The following is a 19,536-nucleotide window of genomic DNA, read 5'->3' on the forward strand; positions in this document are numbered from 1 at the left end:
GCGGACGCATCACGCCACTCCTTCGGAAGCCGGCTCGTGCGGGCGGCCGTCCAACGGACCCGGCGCCATGATGCGGGGGCTGCGTGTCTGGTTCGTGTCGGACCAGTCCTTCACTTCGCCTTCCCAGCCGTCCTTCAGCACGCCGGGGCCGGCGTCCTGGAAGGTGCGGAAGTAGTCCTGCAACGAGGTGGTGTTCTGCTCCAGCGCCGACGGCTGCGACAGCTCGTAGATGGCGAGCCCCGCGGCGGTCAACACGAAACCGGCGATGAAGAAGGGGCCGGCCGCGGCGCTGCCGCCGGCGAGGATGCCGAGTTCGGCCAGGCCGCCGGCCGTGAAGGCGACCGCGCCCAACGCCTCGGCACTGCCGGCGATGATGAAGCCGGTGTTGTCGGTCTTGATGCCCTGCTGGATCGTCTGGTAGGCGAAGTAGCCCGACAAGGGGCCGGCCGCCACGTCCAGCAGCGCAATCGCACCCTTCAACGGCACGCCGACGTAGCGCATGCCCCGGCCGGCATCGGACGCGGTGTGCGCGGCGCCGGGCGGACGCGACAAGGTGCCGAGCACCGCGGCGTCGCCGACCTTGCTGGCCGCCGACAAGCCGCGGCTATAGCCGGTCGGGGCCTGGCCATAGGTTTCGTTGAGCAGCTTTCCGTACACCTCGAAGCGATCGCCGCCGCGCACCGGGTTGCCCGACGTATGGGTGTTGGCGATCCGCTCGCTGATGAATTCGGCACTCTGCGCGCCGAAGCCTGCCGTCTTCAAGGCCTGCTGCACGGCCTTCGCGTCCGACAGGTCGACACCGACCAGGGCCTTCGACTGTTTGGCGATCGACTCGCCCAGCGGCGTGGTGCCCAGCTCGCCGGTCGTCATCGAGAGGAAGCCGAGCCGGGCGTCGGCGCTGTGCTTCAACGACGTGATCTCGGCCGGCGTCAACTTGAGGTCGCCGGCGGCCTGGCTGATCTTTTGCGCCAGCTTGTCGTTGTCGTAGACGATGCCGGCGAAGCGTGTGCGTTTGGCGTTCAGGTTGTCGTTGAGGGCTTTCTTGACGGCGGCCGGGTCGCTCAGGTCGACACCCTTGAGCGCGTCGCTCATCTCGCCCATGGTCGGCCGCAGCGACTCCCGCACGTCCGAGATCACGTCGGCGAAGTCGCCCTTGTAGAGGCCGATCGCCTTGGCCAGCGGCGACTCCGCCGGCACCTTGGACTGGGCGCGCGCCACCACGCGCAGGTAGTGCTCGCCATAGCTGAGGCCGATGTCGAGATGGTTGAGCGTGACCATCCACGTGTCCACGTCGCCCTGCATCAGCTTCTGCCGGAACTCGGCACTGTCGAGCTTGTCGTTGGCGACGCCGGCGTTGATCAGGCCCGCGAACGACGCCCAGCCGCCGGCCTTGTTGATGTTCTGCACGCGGGTCCAGGTGGTCTTGGCCTCGTCCGCCGTGATCTCGCCGGCGCTCTGCTGCCGCTGGATCTCTTTTTCGATCTGCTGGAGGTCGCCGGTGTTGCCGCCCTGGGCATCGACCTTCTTGACCAGCTTGAACAAGTCGCCGGCCGCCTTCCAGTTCTCGGCGTCGGTGCCGGCCAGCAGGCCGGTGGTGCGTATCGACCAGCGCAGCACGTTCCAGGCGGTGTAGGTGGCGGCCTGCCCCTTGTCGTCGTCGGTCTCGCTCGGCCGCACATCGGCGTAGGTGGTCTCGAAGATGCGGTTGCCGAGCTGGTCGGCGGTGCGCGTCGCGATGCCCGCATCGAAGGCCTGGATGTTGAGCAGGTCCTTGTGCACCTGGTCGTTCACCTGGTCGGACGGCAGCGACTCCAGGTACTTGAGGTAGTCGGGCGACGTCATGTAGTCGGCATACCGCTGCGCGATCGACTGCGGCGAGGTCTTGGCGTCGAGGCTGCCGTTCACCGCCTTCGTGAAGTCGTCGCTGCCCAAGGTGGCAAGCGCCGGGTTGGCCTTGGGGGGTGGTTGCTTGTGGTCCAGCGTCAGGCCGGGCACGTCGTCGAGCGAGCCGCGCATCGCGGTGGCGTTCTGCAGCGCTTTCCAGGCGTCCACGGCCGATTGCGGCGCGTCCTTCTTCAACGTGACGTACTGCGGCGGGTTCTGCGTGTACTTGGGGTCATACTGGTCGTTCCCTTCGAGCTTGACCTTGCGCACTTCCAGGTAGGGCGCGGCGGCCGCGGCGTACTGCTTCGCCTGGCGGTCCGAGATGCCCAACAACTCGTAGGTCTGGCCGATCACGTCGGCCCGCTGTTGCTCGTTCAGCTCGGGGTGGTCCGCGGCCAGCTTGGCGTCGAGCTTGGCCAGCGACACTTCATCGGGCTGGAGGGCCGGGAAGGCGGTGAAGCCGTTCTGGCCGCCGGACTGTCCGGCCCGTTGCTTCAGGTCCCCGAGCACCTGGTAGCTCAGGTCGCGCGTGATCGGGTCGACCACCGGCGCGCTGCCGGGCACGCTCTTCTGCACGTTCTGCAGCCACTGGCCGTCCGGCTTGCCGAAGAGGGGGTAGCCGCCGGCGGTGGGGCCGGCGGGCGGGGCGTAGCCGGGCACGGCCACGGTGGCGATCAGCGAGTTGCCCCGCGAGATGTCGCCCGCGGTGAAGCTGGGGCCACCCTGGCTGACCGGCAGGCCACCCGACCACAGCGGCCCGGTGCCGCCCAGGTCGCTCTGCTTGTAGGCCGGGTAGGCATTGCCTTCTCCGTGCGTGAGCCCTGCCCACAGCACGTTGCGGTTGTCCGACCCAGCGCCCTGGTTGGGAAAGAACTTCGGGAACTGCGCGTTCAGCTCCTTCTGGTAGTCGGCCGCCAACCGCTGCGCGAACTCGGGCTTGCCGGACAGCTTCTGCAGCTCGCTCGCCACCTTCTGCTTGTCGATGATGCCGCCGGTGACGACATCGACCGGCATGTCCTCGCGGTAGTTCTTGTCGTCCAGCTGCACGCCATTCTGGGTCGCGCCCTGCGCCCTCAGCAGCATCGCGAAGCGCCGCTGGTCGGAGCCGGCCGGCGCGTTCGCGTACTGCTCCAGCAGGCTGGCCATCGTGGCCTCGTGCAGCGTCTTGCCGTCGACCTTGTTGTGGTTGACGTCGAAGGCCGTCGGCAGGTCGGGTGCGCGCGGGCGCGCCACGGCCGGTGCTTCCAGTGCGTCGGGCTGCACGCGCAGCCACTCGTTCACTTCCAGCCCGTCGGCGTCGCGCTTGTGCGCCACGGGCGCCGGGCTGCCCGGCAGGCCGTTGGCGGTGGCCGGGTCGAACTGCGGGTTCAGGGCCAGCACCTGGTCACGCGTCAGGTGGTGGCGCCGGGCGAAGTCCTCGAGGCCTTCACCCCCGCGCACCTGGCCGAACTCGCGGTGGTCGATCGGCTGGGTCAGGACCGGCTGTTCCGGGTTTTCGTAGAAGGCCACCGACGCCCTCGCCTGCTCGACCTCGGTCTGCGCGGTGCGGGTGGCTTGCGACGGCACCGTCGGGCCGCGTCGCGTCAGGTCGTCGAGCTTGCTCTGCGCGAGCTTCTGCTCTTTCTCCTTCAGCACGGCCTGGGCCTGCAGCTTGGCGGCGGCCAGCTCCTTGTCGCGCGCCACGCCCTCGAGCCGTGTCGCCTCGGTCTGGTCTTCGGGCTTGCCGGTGTCGCGCGCCTTGTCGGCGGCCGCCTTGGCGTTCTTGCGTGCCAGCTCGGCCTGTTCGCGCGCCTGTTCGGCCTTGCGGCGTGCTTCTTCGGCTTGCCGCCGCGCCTCGGCTGCCGCGGCACGTGCGGCTTCCAGCGCCGCATTCAACTTCGCTGCCGGATCGCTCGGGTTGTGCAAGGGGGAGCCGGGGCCTACGGTCGGTGCTGTCATGGGTACTCCTGGTGGGCGGCGGCACAGCGAGATCGCCACGGCGCCGAAGTCGTGAAGGCTTTTATTGCAGCGGTGTGACGACCGCCGTGCAACCACGACTTCTCGGAATACCCGCGCCCTGCCCCCCGGGCTGCGAAGGCCACTAATCATGACCTTGTGCCCAGCGCAGCAGCTTGGCCACCGGCGCATACAAGGGTCTGGGAATGGCCTGGTCGACCGGCACCTCGTCGTGCAGGCGCTCGGCCAAGGCCGGCTCGAACTCCATCGGGATCAGCGCTTCGGCGGCGAGACGGCGGATCTGTGCCGCCACTTCCCCTTCGCCGCGCGCGATCACGCGCGGCAAATCGTGCTCGCCGAGGTATTGCAGCGCCACGGCGGCGCGTGCCGAGTGGATCACCGCGGACGCCATGCGCACGCGATCCGCCAGGCTGAAGTAAACCGCCTCGAAGTGGGCCGAGCGGCGGCGGCTGGCGTTGATCGGGTCGCCCTCGACTTCCTTGTGCTCCTGGCGCAGCTCTTCGATCGACATGCGCTGCTGCTTCATGAACTCGTAGTACTCGTGCGCGTAATCGACCATCGCCATCACGGCGTAGATCACCGCGGCCCAGGCGAAGCTGATGCCGATCATCTGCGCGCCGGCCATCAGGATGACCGAAGGCCGCGCATAGCCGAGCTTGAGCGAGGAATCGACGAACAGACGCACCACCACGAACATCAAGACGGCCAGCAGTGTCGTCTTGAGCACCATCTTGAGCAGGTTGACCAAATTGCGCGTCGAGAAGATGCGCTTCAGGCCTTCGGCCGGGTTCAAGCGCTTGGCGTCGGGCTTCAGGCGCTCCCACGCCGCCACGCCGCCGACCTGGAACAGCGAGCCGAGGATGCCGGCGATGGCGGCCACCAGCGTGATCGGCGCGGCGCCCCACACCAGCGTCTCGCCGGTGTGCAGCAGCAGTTCAGCAAAACGTTCGTCGGGCCGGGTCAGCAGCTCGGTGCTGGTGGCGTGCAGCCACAGCTCGTGCAGCAAGCCGAAATAGAACGCGCCGCCCAGCCACACACACGCGAGCACCACGATGAACACCACCGTCGACGCGACATCCGAGCTGAACACCACTTCGCCCCGCTTGCGCGCGTCGCGCAGGCGTTTGGGGCTGGGTTTCTGGTTCTTCTCGGACATCGCCGCTACAAGGCCGACCGCAAAAAGTCGAGCACGCCGTTCTCGGGCCGCAAAAAGCTTTGCAGCGACTCGTACACGAAGAACAGGAACAGCAGCATCATCAAATGCGCCAGCAGGCTCTTCAGCGGCTGCGAGAACACGAACACGTTGAGCTGCGGCGCGACGCGGCTGATCAGGCCCATGCCCAGCTCGACCAGCATCAGCACGAACACCACCGGAGCCGCCAGCTTGACGATCCACAGGAACAGCGTGTCGCCCTGGCGGATCGCGAACTGCTCCAGCACGAAGCCGACGTCGGGGAAGAACGAGCCGACCGGCCACAGGCGGTAGGAGTCGACCACCACGCCGAGCATCGCGAGCAGCCCGCCCGCGGCCACGAACAGCGTGATCACCATCCACCCAAGGAACTCGCCGGTGGGGCCGTTCTCATGCCCGGCCACCGGGTCGAAGAACGAGGCGTTGCCCGAGCCGGTCTGGAAGTCGATCAAGTCGCCGACGCTCTGGATGGCCCAGATGAAGATGCCAAAGCTCAGGCCGAGCAGCAAACCGATCAGGGCCTCCTTGCCGGCGATCAGCACCCAGGTGCCGACCGAGACGCTGGGCATCTCGCCCGCGACCGGCGAGATGAAGATCGCCAGGATCAGCAGCAGCCCGTTGCGGACGATGCCGGTGATCATGCCGCCCGACAGAAACGGCACCACCGCGAACACCGCGAACAAGCGCGGCATCGTCAACGCCACCGAGGCGAACAGGCGTTCGGCGGCGGCCAGCTCGAGACTGGATTCCATGGCGCTGCCCGCTACACCTTGCGCCGCGCGGCCCACGCCTGCGCCGCCACGTCTTCGGCCACGTCGTCCAGCCGGGCCTCCTGCAGCCGGCGCTGCTCGGACTGGCAGCGGCGGTGCATCTGCTGCGCCTTTTCGACATCGCCGCTTGCCGCCCGCAGCTGGCGCCGGCTGGCGTCGAGCACCTGCTGGCGCTGCAGGTGTGCGGCCTGTGCACGCGCCGCGCCACGGCCGGCTTCGACGATGCGGGCATCGAGTGCGCCACTCCAGGCGCCCGCGTGGCGCAACTCGGCCACGCTGCAATGGCCGTCTTGCAAGGCCCCGGCGGTGGCCTGCCAGTGCTGCGCCTTGGCCGCCATCTCCTGTTGCAGCCGGGCTTGCGCCTGGCGTGCGTCGGCCAGGCTGCGCTCGGCGGCTTCACGGTCGCGTGCGACGGTCTCCATCGCGGTGCGCTTCTGGCGCTCACGCACGTCGATCAGGCGTTTCCAGTCGATGTCCATCGCGGCCTCAAGACTCGAAACGCGCGAGCCGCGCCAGCGTCTGCTCGAACGGCTCGCGCACGCCCGGCGGCTGCGACAGGAATTCGAGCATCGCCGGGCGCAAGGCGATGGCACGGTCGGCCAGCGCGTCGCTGCCGGCGCGGTATTCGCCGATCTGCACCAGCAGCTCCAGCTCCTGGTATTTGGCGAGCAGGCTGCGGAACCGGGCGGCCGCGCTGCGGTGGCGCTCGTCGGCCACCAACGGCATCACACGGCTGATGCTGGCCAGGATGTCGATCGCCGGGTACTGGTTGGCGGCGGCGATCTTGCGTGACAGCACCACGTGGCCATCGAGGATGGAGCGCACCTCCTCGGCAATCGGGTCGTTGTCTTCGTCACCCTCGGTCAGCACCGAATAGACGGCGGTGATCGAACCGGTCTTGCCCTGCCCCGCCCGTTCGAGCAGCTGCGGCAGCATCGAAAAGATCGACGGCGGGTAGCTGCGCCGCGTCGGCGGCTCGCCGCTGGCCAGGCCGATCTCGCGCTGCGCACGGGCGAACCGTGTCAGCGAATCGACCAGCAGCAACACCTGCTTGCCCTGGTCGCGGAACTGCTCGGCGATGGTGGTCGCCACATAGGCCGACTTGATGCGCTCCATCGGCGGCCGGTCGGAGGTCGACACCACCATGACCGTCTTGGCCAGCCCTTCGGCGCCCAGGTTGTGCTCGATGAATTCCTTCACCTCGCGCCCGCGTTCGCCGATCAGCGCGATCACGTTGACGTCGGCGGTCGAGCCGCGCGCGAGCATGCCGAGCAAGGTGCTCTTGCCGATGCCCGGCGGCGAGAAGACGCCGAGACGCTGGCCTTCGCCCAGCGTCAGCAGGCCGTCGAGCGCGCGGATGCCGGTGACCAGCGGCCGCTCGATCATGCGGCGTGCCAACGGCGCCACCGGCTCGCGGTGCACCGGCAGCAGCGTGTGCGGCGGCAAGGGACCGCGCTCGTCGATGGGCCGGCCCATCGCGTCGAGCACACGGCCGAGCAGCTGCGCGCCGACCGGGCAAGTGTGGCCGCGGCCGGTGGGCAGCACCTCGGTGAGGGCCGAGATGCCGGTGGTGGGACCGAGTGGCGTGAGGATGGCGGTGTTGTGCTGGAAGCCGACCACCTCGGCCAGCAGCGGGGCTTCGCCGGGCGTGACCAGCTCGCACAGCTCGCCGACGTGGGCCTGGATGCCCGTTGCGTGGATCAGCAGCCCCACCGCCTGGCTGACCCGCCCGCGCATGCCCACCGGCGTGATGCGGCCGAACGCTTGCTCCAAGTCGGCGGCGATGCCCAGGGCGGCGTCGGACAGCCTGGCTTCGCTGGAGGTGGTCAGCGGCTCGAACTTCATTCGGCGGCTTTCGCGGGCGGTTGTTGCGCCATGCCGCTGCGCTCCACCGCGCGGCGGAAGGCTTCGAGCTGCGCCTCGACGCCGATCTCGAGCGTGCCCGACGCGGTCTGCACCACACAGGCGCCTTCCTGCAGCGACGGGTCGCTCGACAGCGACAGATTCATGCCCCAATGGGCCTCCTCGCGCAGTGTGGTCAGCACTTGGCGCATCGCCGCTTCCTGTGCGGGCGCGACCCGCACCGTGATGAAGGGCTCGGTGCGCAGCAGCGATTCGACCCGCAGCAAGGCCGCCTCGAACAGCTGGCGCGGATCGGCATCCGCGATGAACTGGCTGACGGCCTTGACGACCAGGTGGGCCATCGTGGAGCGCAACGATTGCAGCTGCCGCTCGGCGGCGATGCTCTCGGACACCAGCTGCTCGGCGTATTCGGCCTTGGCGCGCCGCAGCCCTTCTTCATAACCGGCACGCTGTGCCTCCTCGGCCTGCGAGGTGGCCTGCTGCACGATACGGCGGGCCTCGTTGCGAGCGGCACCGACCACCGCGGACGCGTCGAGCAGCGCCGAGTACTCGGCCTCCTTGAGCACCTTACGTTCGCTCAACAGCTGCAGGTTCTCGGTGGTGATCAGAAAAGCCAGTCCCATTGCGGCACCCTCTCAGGAACGATACAGAGCAGCAGCAGCTCGACGAGTTGTTGCTGCTGTTGGGCTTGCAACGCGGGCGCCGGCAGCAGCGAGACACGCCGGGGCAGCTTGTGCTGCAGACGCTGCAGCACCGCCTCGCCTTCCGACGCCACCAGGCTGCGCAACAGACGGTAGCCCCGGTTGACGATGACACGGCCGGCCGCGATCGGCCGCTCCTGCAGCGAGGTGCTGCTCATCTTGAGCGCGGTGAGCTGGGGCACCCGCTCGAGGACGAACTCGACCGCGTCGTCGTCGTAGCGGCGCGCCTGGCGCCGCAGCTGGTGGGCCAGGCCACCGCGCACCCGCAGCAGCGGCAGGTGGGCGCACAGGCCGCAATAGGCGGCCAGCCGGCGCAGCGACGCCGCGTCGAGCAGCACCAGCCGTTTCAGCCGCGAATCGAAGTTGTAGTCGACACCCTCGGGCTGGCGACGGCGCAGCAGTTCCGCCAGCACCGCCTGCCCGCCCGGGCCGTAGCGCTGCACCCGCCGGTGGCGCACCGGCCAGCTGGTGGGCAACCAGCTCGGATGCAGATCGAGTTCGGGGTGCAGGTTGAAACGCGTGACGAGGCGCACCAGGTCCATCGGGCCCGGTGCTGCGGGGGCCACGGCAGAAAGGGCCGGTGTCGCGCTGACCATGGGGCCCGCCTCAGCGGCGCATCACCTGCCGGCGCATCCAGGTGCGCCAGTCGAGGCCTTGCCGGCGCAGCAGGCCGGGCAGCACGGCCAGTGCGGCGGCGCCCAGCAGCAGCACGACCAGCACGATCACGCCGGTCTGTGTGGGCAACCCACCGAACAGCTGCGGTGCGGCACCGGCCGCGGGAGTGTTGCCGTCGACGACGGGCTTGCGCGCCTCGAACAAGGACAGCGACACCTGGTCATGCGTCAGGCCCTCGATGCTGTGGGCCACCATGTCCTTGACGGCCGGCGCCAGCAATCGCAGGTCGACGTCGGGACGGTGCTTGATGAAAACGGCGGCCGACGAGGGGCGGATCTTGTCGCTGAGCGGGTCGTTGGCGGGGATCACCACATGCACGCGGGCCGACACCACACCGTCGACGGTGCGCAGCGTCTGCGACAGTTCCTGCGACACCGCGTAGATGTAGCGCATGCGCTCTTCCGACGGCGTCGACACCAGGCCTTGCTTCTGGAACACGTCGCCCATGCTCACATAGCGGTCGTGCGGCAGGCCTTGGGCGCGCAGCACGTCGAGTGCGGTCGCCAATCGGCTCTCGTCGACCAGCACCTGCCAGCTGTTGCCTTCGACGCGCTCCTTGCTGGCGGCGATACCTTCGACCGACAACGCCGCGACGATCTCGTTGGCCTCTTGTTCGTTGAGGCTGGAATACAGGCCGACCTTGCAGCCGCTCAGCAACAGCGCCAGCACCAGGGCCGGGCCGAAGCGCCGCCAGGACGCGAGACGAAAGGCAAACAGGGCGCGTGTCACGGCAACCTCACTGCTGGTTCTTCAGCAAGGTGCCGAAGAGACTGGTGGCGGCACTGGCGAGGCCGGTGGAGATGTGCAGCTTGGCGAACATCGTGTGGGCCTGCATCGAATGGTCGGTCAGCACGAACATGGTCTTGACCGGGTCGGACAGGTCGATCGACTCGAGCATGCTGCGCCGCATTTCTTCATAGGAGCGGACGTTGCCGCTGAACTGCGCGGCGACGGCCTTGGCGGCATCGCCCAGCGCACTCGGGCCGGTGTTCGCCGACACCGGTGTCGTCGGCACACCTTGCATCATGTTGGCGAACAACTGCGTTTCCGCCGGATCGAAGCGCGTGGCCGGGGCCTGCGCGGCGCCATTCGTGGCGGCGATTTCAGCTGGCTTGGCGGCCAGCGAGGCGGCATCGGTCATGGTTCACCTCCACTTTGCGGTACAGGCCCGCGAGCGCGCGCCCGGTGCCTGAAAAAACGGGACATACATCATCAAAGGAAAAAAGCCGCGCGGCGCGGCCGCACCGCGCGGGCCTTGGGTCACGACGACTTGGCCGCTTGACGGATGTCGTTGCCGGTGGACTTGGCCACCTCGCCGCCGGCGGCGTTGGCGCCGTTGACGGTGTGGGCCGTCGAGGCCACGCCCTGGATGCTGGTGGACGCGGCCATGCTGGCTGCCATCAGACGGGCGTTGTCCGCCGCGGCTTGGTTCATCTTGTCGATCGAGCCATCAACTGAGCCTGCCATGTTTCTCTCCTGGTAGATATCAAGTGAATCTTGTGCCGCAGCGTGCGGCACACCGGGTCCCCGGCGCCGAAGGCGCCAAGGGGTTCCACGTACGGGCTTCGCCCGTACGTGAAATCTCGACAGACGCACCGGCGTCCAAGCCGTTGCGTGTTGCGTTCGGGTTCGTGTTCATCTCATCATTTCGCCTGCTGCCCGCTGCCCTGCGGCGGCTGGCCCACCACCAGGCCATCGGGCTCGATGCGCTTGATCTCGGCGCCCGAGCGCAGCACCGAGCCTTCGTAGTAGCGGCTGCCGTTGGACAGCTGGATGTGGCGCATGCCGTTGCCGTCGTCGGTGATGCTCACCATGCGGCCCGGCAACACGTTCTGCCACGCGTTCCACTGCATCTGCGCTTCCTTGTCGGACGCGGGCTTGGGGCGGTAGACGACACGGTCGGACACCAGCACGGTCGGGTGCAGGTCTTCGCCGAGGCGGCGGATCTTCTGGCGCACCGCTTCGTCTTCGACCGTGCCCGAGACCACCAGCCGGCCCTGGCCGGCATAGGTGACCGCGATGCCCGGGTCGCTGACGTAGCGGCGGGCCTGCTCGATCATGTCTTCGGCCGCATGCACGTTGACGCTCACCTGGCGGCCGAACGGCGCCATCGCCTGCTGCAGCGCCTGGCGCCGCTGGCGCGACTCGACATAGCCCTTGACGCTGAACATGCCGCCCGGCGCCGCGATCACTTCCACCTCCGGGAAGGGCTTGAGCGCGGCCTCCACCTGGGCCAGGTCGACGCTGGTACCACCGCCACGTTGGCCGTCACCGACCCCGCCCAGGCCCAGCGCGCCGAGTGCGATCACGGCCAGCAGCACCAGCACGCCGGCGACCCAGCGGTCGAGGCGTTGCGGCCTCGGGCCGGCAGTCGACACGGGCGTAGCGCTGTCACCCGGCTGCACCGCCTCGGGCGGCGCGAACATCGAGTCCTCATGCTCCTGCACGGGGTAGCTGCGGTCGAGCTGGAAGTCGATCTGCCCGAGCGACACGACGTCGCCGGCGACCACGCTCTTGCGCTGCAGCTTCATCTCCTCGCCGTTGAGCCGGGCCGACGCCGTGCCCACCCGCTGCATCGACACCACCAGCTCGCCGACCGTGAACACCAGATGGCGCGGCAGCACGTCGCCGCCGGGCAGCATCACCTCGCAATCACCGCCCGAGCCGAGCACGTTGACGCCAGGCTTGAGCGCGATCGTGCGGCCCTTCACCGCGCCGCTCAAGAATCGCAAACACCAGCCGGGTGAGGATGCGGCGTGCATGCTCAGTTTCCTCCGGGTGAGGTCGGCGCCCGTGCCGGTGCCGGTACCGGGGTCAGCTGCACGGGGGCCTGCTGCGCCGGGGCCAGCTGCGAGGTCGGCCCAGGGGTGGGAGCCGGCGTCGTGGCGGGCGCCGGGACCGCCGAGGTCGGGATCACCAGCCGCGGCGTCAACAGGTAAAACCGCTCCATGTTGGCCTGCTTCTTTTCGTTGTACTTGAACAGGTTGCCGACGATGGGCAGGTCGGACAGCACCGGCACACCCGAGGTCGCATTGACCTTTTCTTCCGACGAGTAGCCGGCGATCAGCAGGCTGTTGCCTTCGTCGACCAGCGCCTGCGTGTTGACGGTGCGGCGGCGCACGATGGGGATGCGGTCGACGATCTCGTTGCTGAGGTTGCCGTCGACGATGTCGATCGACAGCATCACGCCGCGGCCGTTGCGTTCGTCGACCACCAGCGGCGTGACCCGCACCGCGGTGCCGGCGGTGATGCTGAACAGGCTGGCATCCTGGAAACCGTCGACCCGCACGAAGAACTCGCTCAGGTTCTCGAGCACGGCCTCGGTGTTGTCCAGCGTCATCACCTTGGGCCGCGCGACGAAGTTGGCGTCGCCCTTGGTCTGCAGTGCGTTGACTCGCGCGAGCAGGTAGTTGCGCACGTCGTTGCCGATGGCCGCGGTGAACACGCCGCCCAGCGGCATGGTCGGCACACCGTTCGGGCCGGTCGAGACGATCTGGCCGCCTTCGCTGGTGGCGCCGTTCCAGGTCAGCGGCGGGCGGTCGCCGCGGCCGATCTGCGCATCGCCATGGCGGCCATGCAAACGCCAGTCGACACCCAGGCTGGTGAGCGTGTCGGTGCTGATGTCCATGATCGTCACTTCGATCTCGATCAGGCGCGGGCGCACGTCCATCGACTGGATCAGCCGCTCGTACTGGGCCATCTTGTCGGGCAGGTCGCGCACCAGCACGGCGTTCATGCGCGAGTCGGCCTGGAACTGCGGCAGCTCGCCGGCGTTGCCGAAGCTCGGCAGGCCATTGCCGTCGTCCGCATTGACGCTCGGCATTTCAACCTTGGGCGCGTTGACGGTCTCACCGGTGCTGAGTTGCAGCTGCCGGCTCGGCCCGACGCGAAACGGCGCGCTCGCGCCCCGGCCACCACCGCCCTGCTGGCTGCCACCCTTGCCATAGAGGCTGCGCAGCACGTTGGCGACACCGGGCACCACGGTTTCCTTGCCCGAGCGCGTGATCTTCAGGTCGGCCGCCCAGGCATACCGCAACGGGAACATGCGGATCTCGGCACCTTCTGACTGGGCCGCCCGCTGGTTCTGGTCGACCAGCTTGACCGCCTGGCGCACCATCTCGACATAACGGCGCGGGCCCGACACATAGAGGCTGCCCTGTTTCTCGCTGATCGAGAACGGATAGCGGTCGTCGGCGATGCGCATCCGCACCAGCGTCTCGGCGATCGCGGTGGCCTTGCTGCCGGCGATCGACAGCACTTCGCTCTTGGCCTCGCTGGCCAGGTCGATGAACAAGAAGGCGCCGTCGTAGTACCAGGTCAGCCCGTTGGTCGAGCACACGCTGTTCAGGATGGTCAGGGCCGGCCCGCTGAACTTGCCGCTGATGACACCCGCCACCTTGGGGTCGACCACGGCGGTGGTGCCTTGCGACGCCGCCAGCTCGCGCAGGAAGTCGGGCAACGGCTTCTCGTTCGCGATGATCTGGAACGGCCGGCCGCGCCACGGCAGCTCGGCCGCCTGGGCGTGGACGGCCAGCAGCAACAGCCCGGCCCACAGGCCGAGCAGCAGCACCAGCCACTGGCGTTGAACGGAAGGCAGAGGCCGGGCGGCCGGGCGGGTGCTCATGGCAACGTCGTCAAGGTGTGGAAGGCGCGTTCGGCGAACCGCATCACGTCGCGCCCCATCCAGCCGGCGGTGGCGATGATGGCGATCATCACGGCGATCAAACGGATCGACTGGCCGATGCTCTGGTCCTGGATTTGCGTCACGGCTTGCAGCACCGAGACGATGAGCGCGGTGAGCGTCGCCACCAGCACGATGGGCAGCGCCACCCACAGCACGATCAGCAAACCTTCGCGTGTGATGTCGAGGATGTTCTGCGGCGTCATGTACTTCTTCGGAGAGGCAGATTTGCGTTCATTGCGCCTGCGGATTGGTGACCCAGCCGACCGGCTGCAGCGCGACGTCTTCGTCGAGCTCCTGGTAGGACAGCACCGGCAGCTGCGGCGCGACCGGCTCGATGAGCGTCTTGACATAGCGGCGCACATCGGAGGAAACGATGGTGACGACACGGCCGGTGGTGGCACCGAGGATGCGGCGCACCTGTTCGCGGATGTCCTGGCTGACCGCCGGGCTCAGCAGCAACAGGTTGCCGCGTGGTGAACGTTCGACGGCCTTCTCGATGCGGGTGATCAGGCTGGACTCGAACAGGACGGCCTCCAGCTGGCGGTTCGCGCCGACGTAGCGGCTGGTGATGTAGCGGCCCATGTCGATGCGCACCAGCTCGGTCAGCGCAATGCCGTCCTGCTCCTTGGGCGCCCAGATCGCCAGGCTCTCGAAGATGGCGTGCAGGTTGCGGATCGGAATGCCTTCTTGCAGCAAGCGGCGCAACACTTCGGCGATACGCTGCGGGGTCGCGACCCGCGACACCTCGGCCGCCAGTTCGGGTGCGTCGCGCTGCACCACGTGCAGCAGCTTCTGCACCTCCTGCAGGCCGATCAACTGCTTGACGTTGCGTCGCACCGTGTGGTCGACATGCTGCCCCACGACGTCCTCGCAGGTCCATGCGCGGGCATTGGGGGGCACGTTCGGCACCCACACCACCCGAGTGAAGGGGCCGAAGGGTTCGGCGACTTCCGCGCCCGCGGGCGCCGCGGCGGCCTCGGCCGGATCGAGCAGCTGCCACCCCGGGCGCAAACGTCCCTCGGCGACGGCCACGTCCTGCACCAGCAGTTGGTACTGGTGTTCGGCCAGGCCGTCGGCATACCGCACCTGCAGCCGCGGGAACACCGGGCCGAGGTCGCTTTCGACGGCCAGCTTGACCGCGCTCAACTGCTGGTCGAGCGCATAACGGTCGATCCCGCCGCGCAGGCTGGCCGACAGCCGCACGGCGAGCGGCGCGGCAATCGCGGCGTCCTGTTCGTTCTCGGCGTCTTCGTCGGTGCCGCGGGCGCCGTGCGAGATCCAGGCCGGCGTACGGCGCTGCTGCCGCATCCGGTGCGTGGCGAGCCCGGCGAACAGGATCACGCCGGCCAGCAGCGCGAACACCCACTTGGGAAAGCCCGGCACGAGCAGAAAGCTCGCGACCGCGAGGCCGGCGATGAACAGCGCGCGCGGATGGGCCAGCAGCTGCTGGCCGATCTGGCCCGCCAGCTGCCGCTCGCGACCTTCGCCGGCGCTGACGCGGGTGATCACGATGCCGGCGGCGATCGACACCAGCAGCGAGGGGATCTGCGACACCATGCCGTCGCCGACGGTGAGGATGGCGTAGCGTTGCAACGCGCCGGCGACGCTCATGCCGTGCATCAGCGAGCCGATCGCGACCCCGGCCAAGATATTAACAAGTGCAATGATGATGCCGGCGATGGCGTCACCCTTGACGAATTTCATCGCCCCGTCCATCGCGCCGTGCAGCTGGCACTCCTGCTCGAGCACCTGGCGCCGCTTCTGGGCCTGCTGCGACGACAACGCACCGGCGCGCACGTCGGCGTCGATGCTCATCTGCTTGCCCGGCATCGCGTCGAGCGCGAAGCGCGCCGCGACCTCGGCGACCCGCTCGGAGCCCTTGGCGATCACGATGAACTGCACGATCGCGATGATCAGGAACACCACGCCGCCGACCACCACGTTGTTGCCGACGATCAGCTTGCCGAAGGTGTCGATGATGTGGCCGGCGTTGGCCTGCAGCAGGATCAGCTTGGTCGATGCGATGTTGAGCGCGAGGCGGAACAGCGTCGTGAACAGCAGCAGCGACGGGAAGGTGGACAGCGACAGCGCCGACGGCACGTACATCGCGACGATCAGCAGCACCAGGCTGATCGCGAGGTTGGTGGCGATCAGCAGATCGAGCAGCGGCGTCGGCAGCGGCAGCACGAACAGCGCGACGATGGCCACCAGCAATGCGGCCAACAGCAGGTCGTTGTGACGCCCTGCCGTGCCGAGCAGATCGCGTACGCCGGAGCCGTACTGGAAAGGTCGCGCCTGAGTGGCCATGGATGTTGGGGTAGGAGCCGAAACTCGTGCTGAAGCAGCCATGGCCGCATGAAGCGGCACCAGGGCCATGATGCGGCGGACTTTAAGTCTCGCGCCAGACGCGGAGCAACCACGAGTTCTCGTAGCGCGATGCACCGTTTGCCGAAGGCATGACTACGGTTTTGCGTACTTCCTTGCCAGACGCTCTTTCGATACGCTGCCCCAGCCGCAGAAGACACGGCAAGCATGGCTCTCCATTTGTGAGAGCCGTGACAGGACCACACAAATACAAATACCGACACTCCATCATTGCGTGGCACACCGAGCTTGTGAATGTTGACGCCTCCTGACCAGGCCGTGACGGAGCTGGGCGCGTCGAGCGTGCTGCCGCGCGCCGACGCCGCCGCTGCACGCGCACTCAACCGCTTGTATGGCGCGTCGCCGTCGTTCAGCTTCGAGGTACGCGGCCGCCGCCATACGCTGCGGTGGCACGCCGAAAAGAACGCCCTCGAGCGCAGCCCGCTCGACCTCTATCGCTTCAGGTTCGGCTCTCATGCGGGCCAGCTCGGACTGGACGCGCCCAGCGTGTCGGCCTTGCTGGACGAGCGCCGTGTCGACCTGCTGCCGCGCGAGCTGCGCTACCTGCTGCTGGCCGATGCGCTGCAGGGCGCCGTCGATGCGGCGGAACGTGCCCTGCGGCTGCACTTTGAATGGACACCGCCCGAGGATGACGCCGCGGTGGAGCCCTGCGACCCATTGCGCGCGGCGTTCTTCGTCGCCACACCCGCCGACGGCGGTGTACCGCTGCGCGGCTACCTGCAGTTCGAGGCCGGTGCGTCGTTCGACACCCTGGTGCCGACACTGCAACCAGAGGGTGCACCGGCCACGCGCGCCTTCGACCGGCTGCGCATGCCGGTCAACTTCCGTCTCGGCCACACCCAGATCACGCTGCGCGAGGTCGGCAGCATCCGGCCGGGCGACATCATCGGCATCGAGTCTTGGGCCTCGTCAGGGGCCGCGCTCGTCGTCACCGCCGAGTTGGGCGGCGCCGGGGGCCGCGAACTCGTCGGGCTCGCCGAAGGCTCGCGCATCACGCTCACGCAATCGAGAGACCGCACCATGAACCGAGACACCGCTGCACCCGCCGGCCCTGCCGACGACACCGCCAACCTGCCGATCGACCGGCTCGACGCGCTCGAGGTCAGCCTGCGCTTCGAGGTCGGCGACTTGTCGCTGTCGCTCGGCGAGCTTCGAGCCATCCGGGCCGGCCATGTGTTCGACCTGGGGCAGCCGCTGAACCGCAGCCCGGTGCGCATCCTGGCGCACGGCAATGTGCTCGGCAAAGGGTATCTGGTGGCGGTGGGCGACCGGCTCGGCGTGCGGGTGTCCGAATTCGCGCCGGGCGAGATCTGATGAACATGGCGGCGGTCAACGCGCGCGCCATGACCGCGCACGTGCCAGCGCACGCCACGACACACGAGGGAGACTGAAATGCAAGGAGGCTTGCCGGAACCGCTCACGCTGGTCGCCCTCATCGTCGCGTTCGGCCTGGCGCCTTTCGTCGCGCTGATGGTGACCAGCTACACCAAGCTCGTCATCGTGTTCGGCCTGTTACGCACGGCGCTGGGCCTGCAGCAGACGCCGCCGAACATGGTGCTCAACGGCATCGCCATCATCTTGTCGATCTACATCATGGCGCCCGTCGGCATGGACGTGGGCGATGCCTTGCGCGGGCGCCAGTTCGGCGAGAAGGGCGAGGGGCTCAACGACATCATGGCGGTGATCGACGCCGCCAAGGTGCCGGTGAAGGAGTTCTTGCAGAAGCACACACAAGAACGCGAACGCCAGTTTTTCCTGAAGTCGGCCGGCAACATCTGGCCCAAGGAACGGGCGGACAAGCTGCAGGCGGACGACTTCATGGTGCTGGTGCCGAGCTTCACGCTCAGTGAACTGACACGCGCCTTCCAGATCGGCTTCGTGATCTACCTGGTGTTCGTGGTGGTCGACCTGATCGTCGCGACAGTGCTGCTGGCGCTGGGCATGTCGATGATCTCGCCCACCACCATTTCGCTGCCGTTCAAGTTGCTGCTGTTCGTGATGCTCGATGGCTGGACGCGCTTGGTGCACGGGCTGGTGTTGTCCTACCGCTGACGCGCGGTGCCGGCGTCGCAACCGCGGGCCACAGCGGTAAAGGACGTTGCCGAACGTGAACGCTCGCGTCGCCGGCACCGAGGCCGCGGCACCTGGAACGGCGCGGCTTCGCCGCCGGCGCCACCACCGTCCGGGGGTGATGGGTCCACCCCAGGGGGGTGATGCGTCCACCCAACGGTGGCGTTGAAGCCAGGCGTGGGGGTCGGCTACCCTCGCGCCATGTTTGCCTTGTCTGCTCCCCTCCCGACCGCGCCGCGTCCGGTGCTGCGTCGCCTGGTGTGCGCCCTCACCGTCGGCACGGCCGTCGTGCTGGTGGGCTGCGCCTCCAAACCCGGCGCGCCGCGTCCTGACGACGACGGGCCGGGCCGCCCGCCGGCCGCGGTGGGGAACGTCCCCGACGCCGAGCCGCGCATCGAACCGCTGGCCCGCGGCAGCAACCGTCCTTACACGGTGCTCGGACGCTCCTATGTGCCCACCACCGCCGACCAGTCGTATCGGCAGCGCGGCATCGCCTCGTGGTACGGCCGCAAGTTCCACGGCCGGCGCACCTCGAGCGGCGAAACCTACGACATGTATGCGATGACGGCGGCGCACCCGACGTTGCCCATCCCGAGCTATGCGCGGGTGCGCCATGTCGCGTCCGGGCGTGAGGTGATCGTGCGCATCAACGACCGCGGGCCCTTTCACGGCAACCGCATCCTCGACCTGAGCTATGCGGCCGCCGCCAAGCTCGGCATCGTGCGCCGCGGCAGTGCCGAGGTGGAGGTCGAACGTATCACCCACGACGAGATCCGCGCCGGCACCTGGCGGCGCTCACCCGGCGACGAGGCTGCCGTGGTGCGGGTGGCCGAAGACGAAACCCGCAGCAGCACGGCCGCGCCCGAACGGTCGAGCCCCCGTGAAGATCGGCTCGACGCGCCGGCAGCGCCCGCCCCTCGCAGCGAACCCGCGCCGGGCACCTCGCCCGACGTGTCGACGCCTACGGCGGGAGCAGCGGTCGCGCCAGCCGAGGTGACGCCGGCCCTGGCCGCGACGGCGCCGGCGGCACCTGCCGTCGCAGCGCTCGCGCCGCCCGCGGCGACCGATGCCGCCACCGCCCGCAGCAGCCAGGCAGCCCCCGAGGGCTTCTGGGTGCAGCTGGGCGTGTTCCGCCAGCGGGCTGGCGCGGAGAGTTTCCACCGCCGGGTCAGCGACGAGCTGGACTGGTTGCGCCCGCTGCTGGCCATCTTCGACGACGCGTCGATGTTCCGCCTGCAGGCCGGCCCCTACCCGAGCCGCGCCGAAGCCGCATCGACGGCCTTGCGACTGCAAGACGCCTTGAAACTGGTGCCGGTGGTGGTCGAGCGCTGAGAGCGCAGGTGCGGGGGCGGCGCT

17 protein-coding genes are annotated in these 19,536 nt (G+C 68.5%); 3 read left to right on the forward strand and 14 right to left on the reverse strand.

The genetic code is table 11. From position 1 onward, the window contains the following. Window positions 1-9: 9 nt before the first annotated feature. The 14 genes from AAW51_RS28635 to sctV form a co-directional block, all read right to left on the reverse strand. On the reverse strand, window positions 10-3,822 hold the full coding sequence (locus tag AAW51_RS28635; protein WP_157360082.1) for a hypothetical protein: 3,813 nt from the start codon (window positions 3,820-3,822) through the stop codon (window positions 10-12). A gap of 142 nt (window positions 3,823-3,964) precedes the next feature. Beyond that, on the reverse strand, window positions 3,965-4,996 hold the full coding sequence (locus AAW51_RS26810; RefSeq protein WP_047197064.1) for an EscU/YscU/HrcU family type III secretion system export apparatus switch protein: 1,032 nt from the start codon (window positions 4,994-4,996) through the stop codon (window positions 3,965-3,967). A 5-nt stretch (window positions 4,997-5,001) separates the two neighbouring features. After that, window positions 5,002-5,784 (reverse strand): type III secretion system export apparatus subunit SctT, encoded by a 783-nt coding sequence (gene sctT, locus AAW51_RS26815; protein WP_047197065.1) that lies wholly within the window; start codon window positions 5,782-5,784, stop codon window positions 5,002-5,004. 11 nt (window positions 5,785-5,795) lie between these two features. Next, the gene (locus AAW51_RS26820) at window positions 5,796-6,281 is read right to left on the reverse strand and encodes a serine kinase (protein WP_047197066.1); all 486 of its coding nucleotides are present in this window, start codon (window positions 6,279-6,281) and stop codon (window positions 5,796-5,798) included. A 7-nt stretch (window positions 6,282-6,288) separates the two neighbouring features. Next, a complete protein-coding gene (locus AAW51_RS26825) occupies window positions 6,289-7,647 on the reverse strand; it encodes a FliI/YscN family ATPase (RefSeq protein WP_053013946.1) in 1,359 nt (452 codons plus the stop codon). Then, window positions 7,644-8,288 (reverse strand): type III secretion system stator protein SctL, encoded by a 645-nt coding sequence (gene sctL, locus AAW51_RS26830; RefSeq protein WP_047197067.1) that lies wholly within the window; start codon window positions 8,286-8,288, stop codon window positions 7,644-7,646. Before sctL ends, AAW51_RS26825 begins: the two co-directional genes overlap by 4 nt. Beyond that, window positions 8,270-8,908: a SctK family type III secretion system sorting platform protein gene (locus AAW51_RS26835; protein WP_238947702.1), complete on the reverse strand. Its 639-nt coding sequence runs from the start codon at window positions 8,906-8,908 to the stop codon at window positions 8,270-8,272. Before AAW51_RS26835 ends, sctL begins: the two co-directional genes overlap by 19 nt. A 64-nt stretch (window positions 8,909-8,972) precedes the next feature. Further along, a complete protein-coding gene (sctJ, locus tag AAW51_RS26840; protein WP_047197069.1) occupies window positions 8,973-9,770 on the reverse strand; it encodes a type III secretion system inner membrane ring lipoprotein SctJ in 798 nt (265 codons plus the stop codon). Window positions 9,771-9,777: 7 nt separating this feature from the next. Further along, the gene (locus tag AAW51_RS26845; RefSeq protein WP_047197070.1) at window positions 9,778-10,182 is read right to left on the reverse strand and encodes a hypothetical protein; all 405 of its coding nucleotides are present in this window, start codon (window positions 10,180-10,182) and stop codon (window positions 9,778-9,780) included. A 119-nt stretch (window positions 10,183-10,301) separates the two neighbouring features. Beyond that, complete coding sequence (locus tag AAW51_RS26850) at window positions 10,302-10,508, reverse strand: hypothetical protein (protein WP_047197071.1); 207 nt, start codon at window positions 10,506-10,508, stop codon at window positions 10,302-10,304. A 176-nt stretch (window positions 10,509-10,684) separates the two neighbouring features. Further along, complete coding sequence (locus tag AAW51_RS26855) at window positions 10,685-11,803, reverse strand: FHA domain-containing protein (protein WP_047197072.1); 1,119 nt, start codon at window positions 11,801-11,803, stop codon at window positions 10,685-10,687. Between the two features lie 2 nt (window positions 11,804-11,805). Beyond that, the gene (sctC, locus tag AAW51_RS26860) at window positions 11,806-13,665 is read right to left on the reverse strand and encodes a type III secretion system outer membrane ring subunit SctC (RefSeq protein WP_083438620.1); all 1,860 of its coding nucleotides are present in this window, start codon (window positions 13,663-13,665) and stop codon (window positions 11,806-11,808) included. After that, a complete protein-coding gene (gene sctS / locus AAW51_RS26865; protein ID WP_047197073.1) occupies window positions 13,662-13,928 on the reverse strand; it encodes a type III secretion system export apparatus subunit SctS in 267 nt (88 codons plus the stop codon). The genes sctC and sctS overlap by 4 nt, the downstream gene beginning before the upstream one ends. A 28-nt stretch (window positions 13,929-13,956) precedes the next feature. Beyond that, window positions 13,957-16,032, reverse strand: a complete 2,076-nt coding sequence (gene sctV, locus AAW51_RS26870) for a type III secretion system export apparatus subunit SctV (protein ID WP_047197074.1) — start codon at window positions 16,030-16,032, stop codon at window positions 13,957-13,959. Window positions 16,033-16,344: 312 nt separating this feature from the next. Between sctV and sctQ the strand changes: the two genes are divergently transcribed. The 3 genes from sctQ (at window position 16,345) to AAW51_RS26885 (ending at window position 19,512) form a co-directional block, all read left to right on the forward strand. Beyond that, complete coding sequence (sctQ, locus tag AAW51_RS26875) at window positions 16,345-17,424, forward strand: type III secretion system cytoplasmic ring protein SctQ (RefSeq protein WP_047197075.1); 1,080 nt, start codon at window positions 16,345-16,347, stop codon at window positions 17,422-17,424. Between the two features lie 78 nt (window positions 17,425-17,502). After that, window positions 17,503-18,162 carry a type III secretion system export apparatus subunit SctR gene (sctR, locus tag AAW51_RS26880; protein ID WP_047197076.1) on the forward strand — a complete coding sequence of 220 codons (660 nt, stop codon included), beginning with the start codon at window positions 17,503-17,505 and terminating at the stop codon, window positions 18,160-18,162. Window positions 18,163-18,390: 228 nt separating this feature from the next. Continuing rightward, on the forward strand, window positions 18,391-19,512 hold the full coding sequence (locus AAW51_RS26885) for a septal ring lytic transglycosylase RlpA family protein (RefSeq protein WP_238947703.1): 1,122 nt from the start codon (window positions 18,391-18,393) through the stop codon (window positions 19,510-19,512). The last annotated feature ends 24 nt before the right edge of the window (window positions 19,513-19,536 follow it).

The sequence above is a fragment of the Caldimonas brevitalea genome (assembly GCF_001017435.1).
Taxonomy (GTDB): Bacteria; Pseudomonadota; Gammaproteobacteria; order Burkholderiales; family Burkholderiaceae_C; genus Caldimonas; species Caldimonas brevitalea.

Bases quoted from the DNA above. Each gene is read 5' to 3' on its own strand.
- AAW51_RS26845 (WP_047197070.1), bottom strand. From the start codon at position 10,182: ATGACCGATGCCGCCTCGCTGGCCGCCAAGCCAGCTGAAATCGCCGCC.
- AAW51_RS26810 (WP_047197064.1), bottom strand. From the start codon at position 4,996: ATGTCCGAGAAGAACCAGAAACCCAGCCCCAAACGCCTGCGCGACGCG.
- AAW51_RS26850 (WP_047197071.1), bottom strand. From the start codon at position 10,508: ATGGCAGGCTCAGTTGATGGCTCGATCGACAAGATGAACCAAGCCGCG.
- AAW51_RS26855 (WP_047197072.1), bottom strand. From the start codon at position 11,803: ATGCACGCCGCATCCTCACCCGGCTGGTGTTTGCGATTCTTGAGCGGC.
- AAW51_RS26835 (WP_238947702.1), bottom strand. From the start codon at position 8,908: ATGGACCTGGTGCGCCTCGTCACGCGTTTCAACCTGCACCCCGAACTC.
- sctL (WP_047197067.1), bottom strand. From the start codon at position 8,288: ATGGGACTGGCTTTTCTGATCACCACCGAGAACCTGCAGCTGTTGAGC.
- AAW51_RS26820 (WP_047197066.1), bottom strand. From the start codon at position 6,281: ATGGACATCGACTGGAAACGCCTGATCGACGTGCGTGAGCGCCAGAAG.
- sctR (WP_047197076.1), top strand. From the start codon at position 17,503: ATGCAAGGAGGCTTGCCGGAACCGCTCACGCTGGTCGCCCTCATCGTC.
- sctC (WP_083438620.1), bottom strand. From the start codon at position 13,665: ATGAGCACCCGCCCGGCCGCCCGGCCTCTGCCTTCCGTTCAACGCCAG.
- AAW51_RS26825 (WP_053013946.1), bottom strand. From the start codon at position 7,647: ATGAAGTTCGAGCCGCTGACCACCTCCAGCGAAGCCAGGCTGTCCGAC.
- sctS (WP_047197073.1), bottom strand. From the start codon at position 13,928: ATGACGCCGCAGAACATCCTCGACATCACACGCGAAGGTTTGCTGATC.
- sctT (WP_047197065.1), bottom strand. From the start codon at position 5,784: ATGGAATCCAGTCTCGAGCTGGCCGCCGCCGAACGCCTGTTCGCCTCG.
- sctV (WP_047197074.1), bottom strand. From the start codon at position 16,032: ATGGCCACTCAGGCGCGACCTTTCCAGTACGGCTCCGGCGTACGCGAT.
- sctQ (WP_047197075.1), top strand. From the start codon at position 16,345: ATGTTGACGCCTCCTGACCAGGCCGTGACGGAGCTGGGCGCGTCGAGC.
- AAW51_RS28635 (WP_157360082.1), bottom strand. From the start codon at position 3,822: ATGACAGCACCGACCGTAGGCCCCGGCTCCCCCTTGCACAACCCGAGC.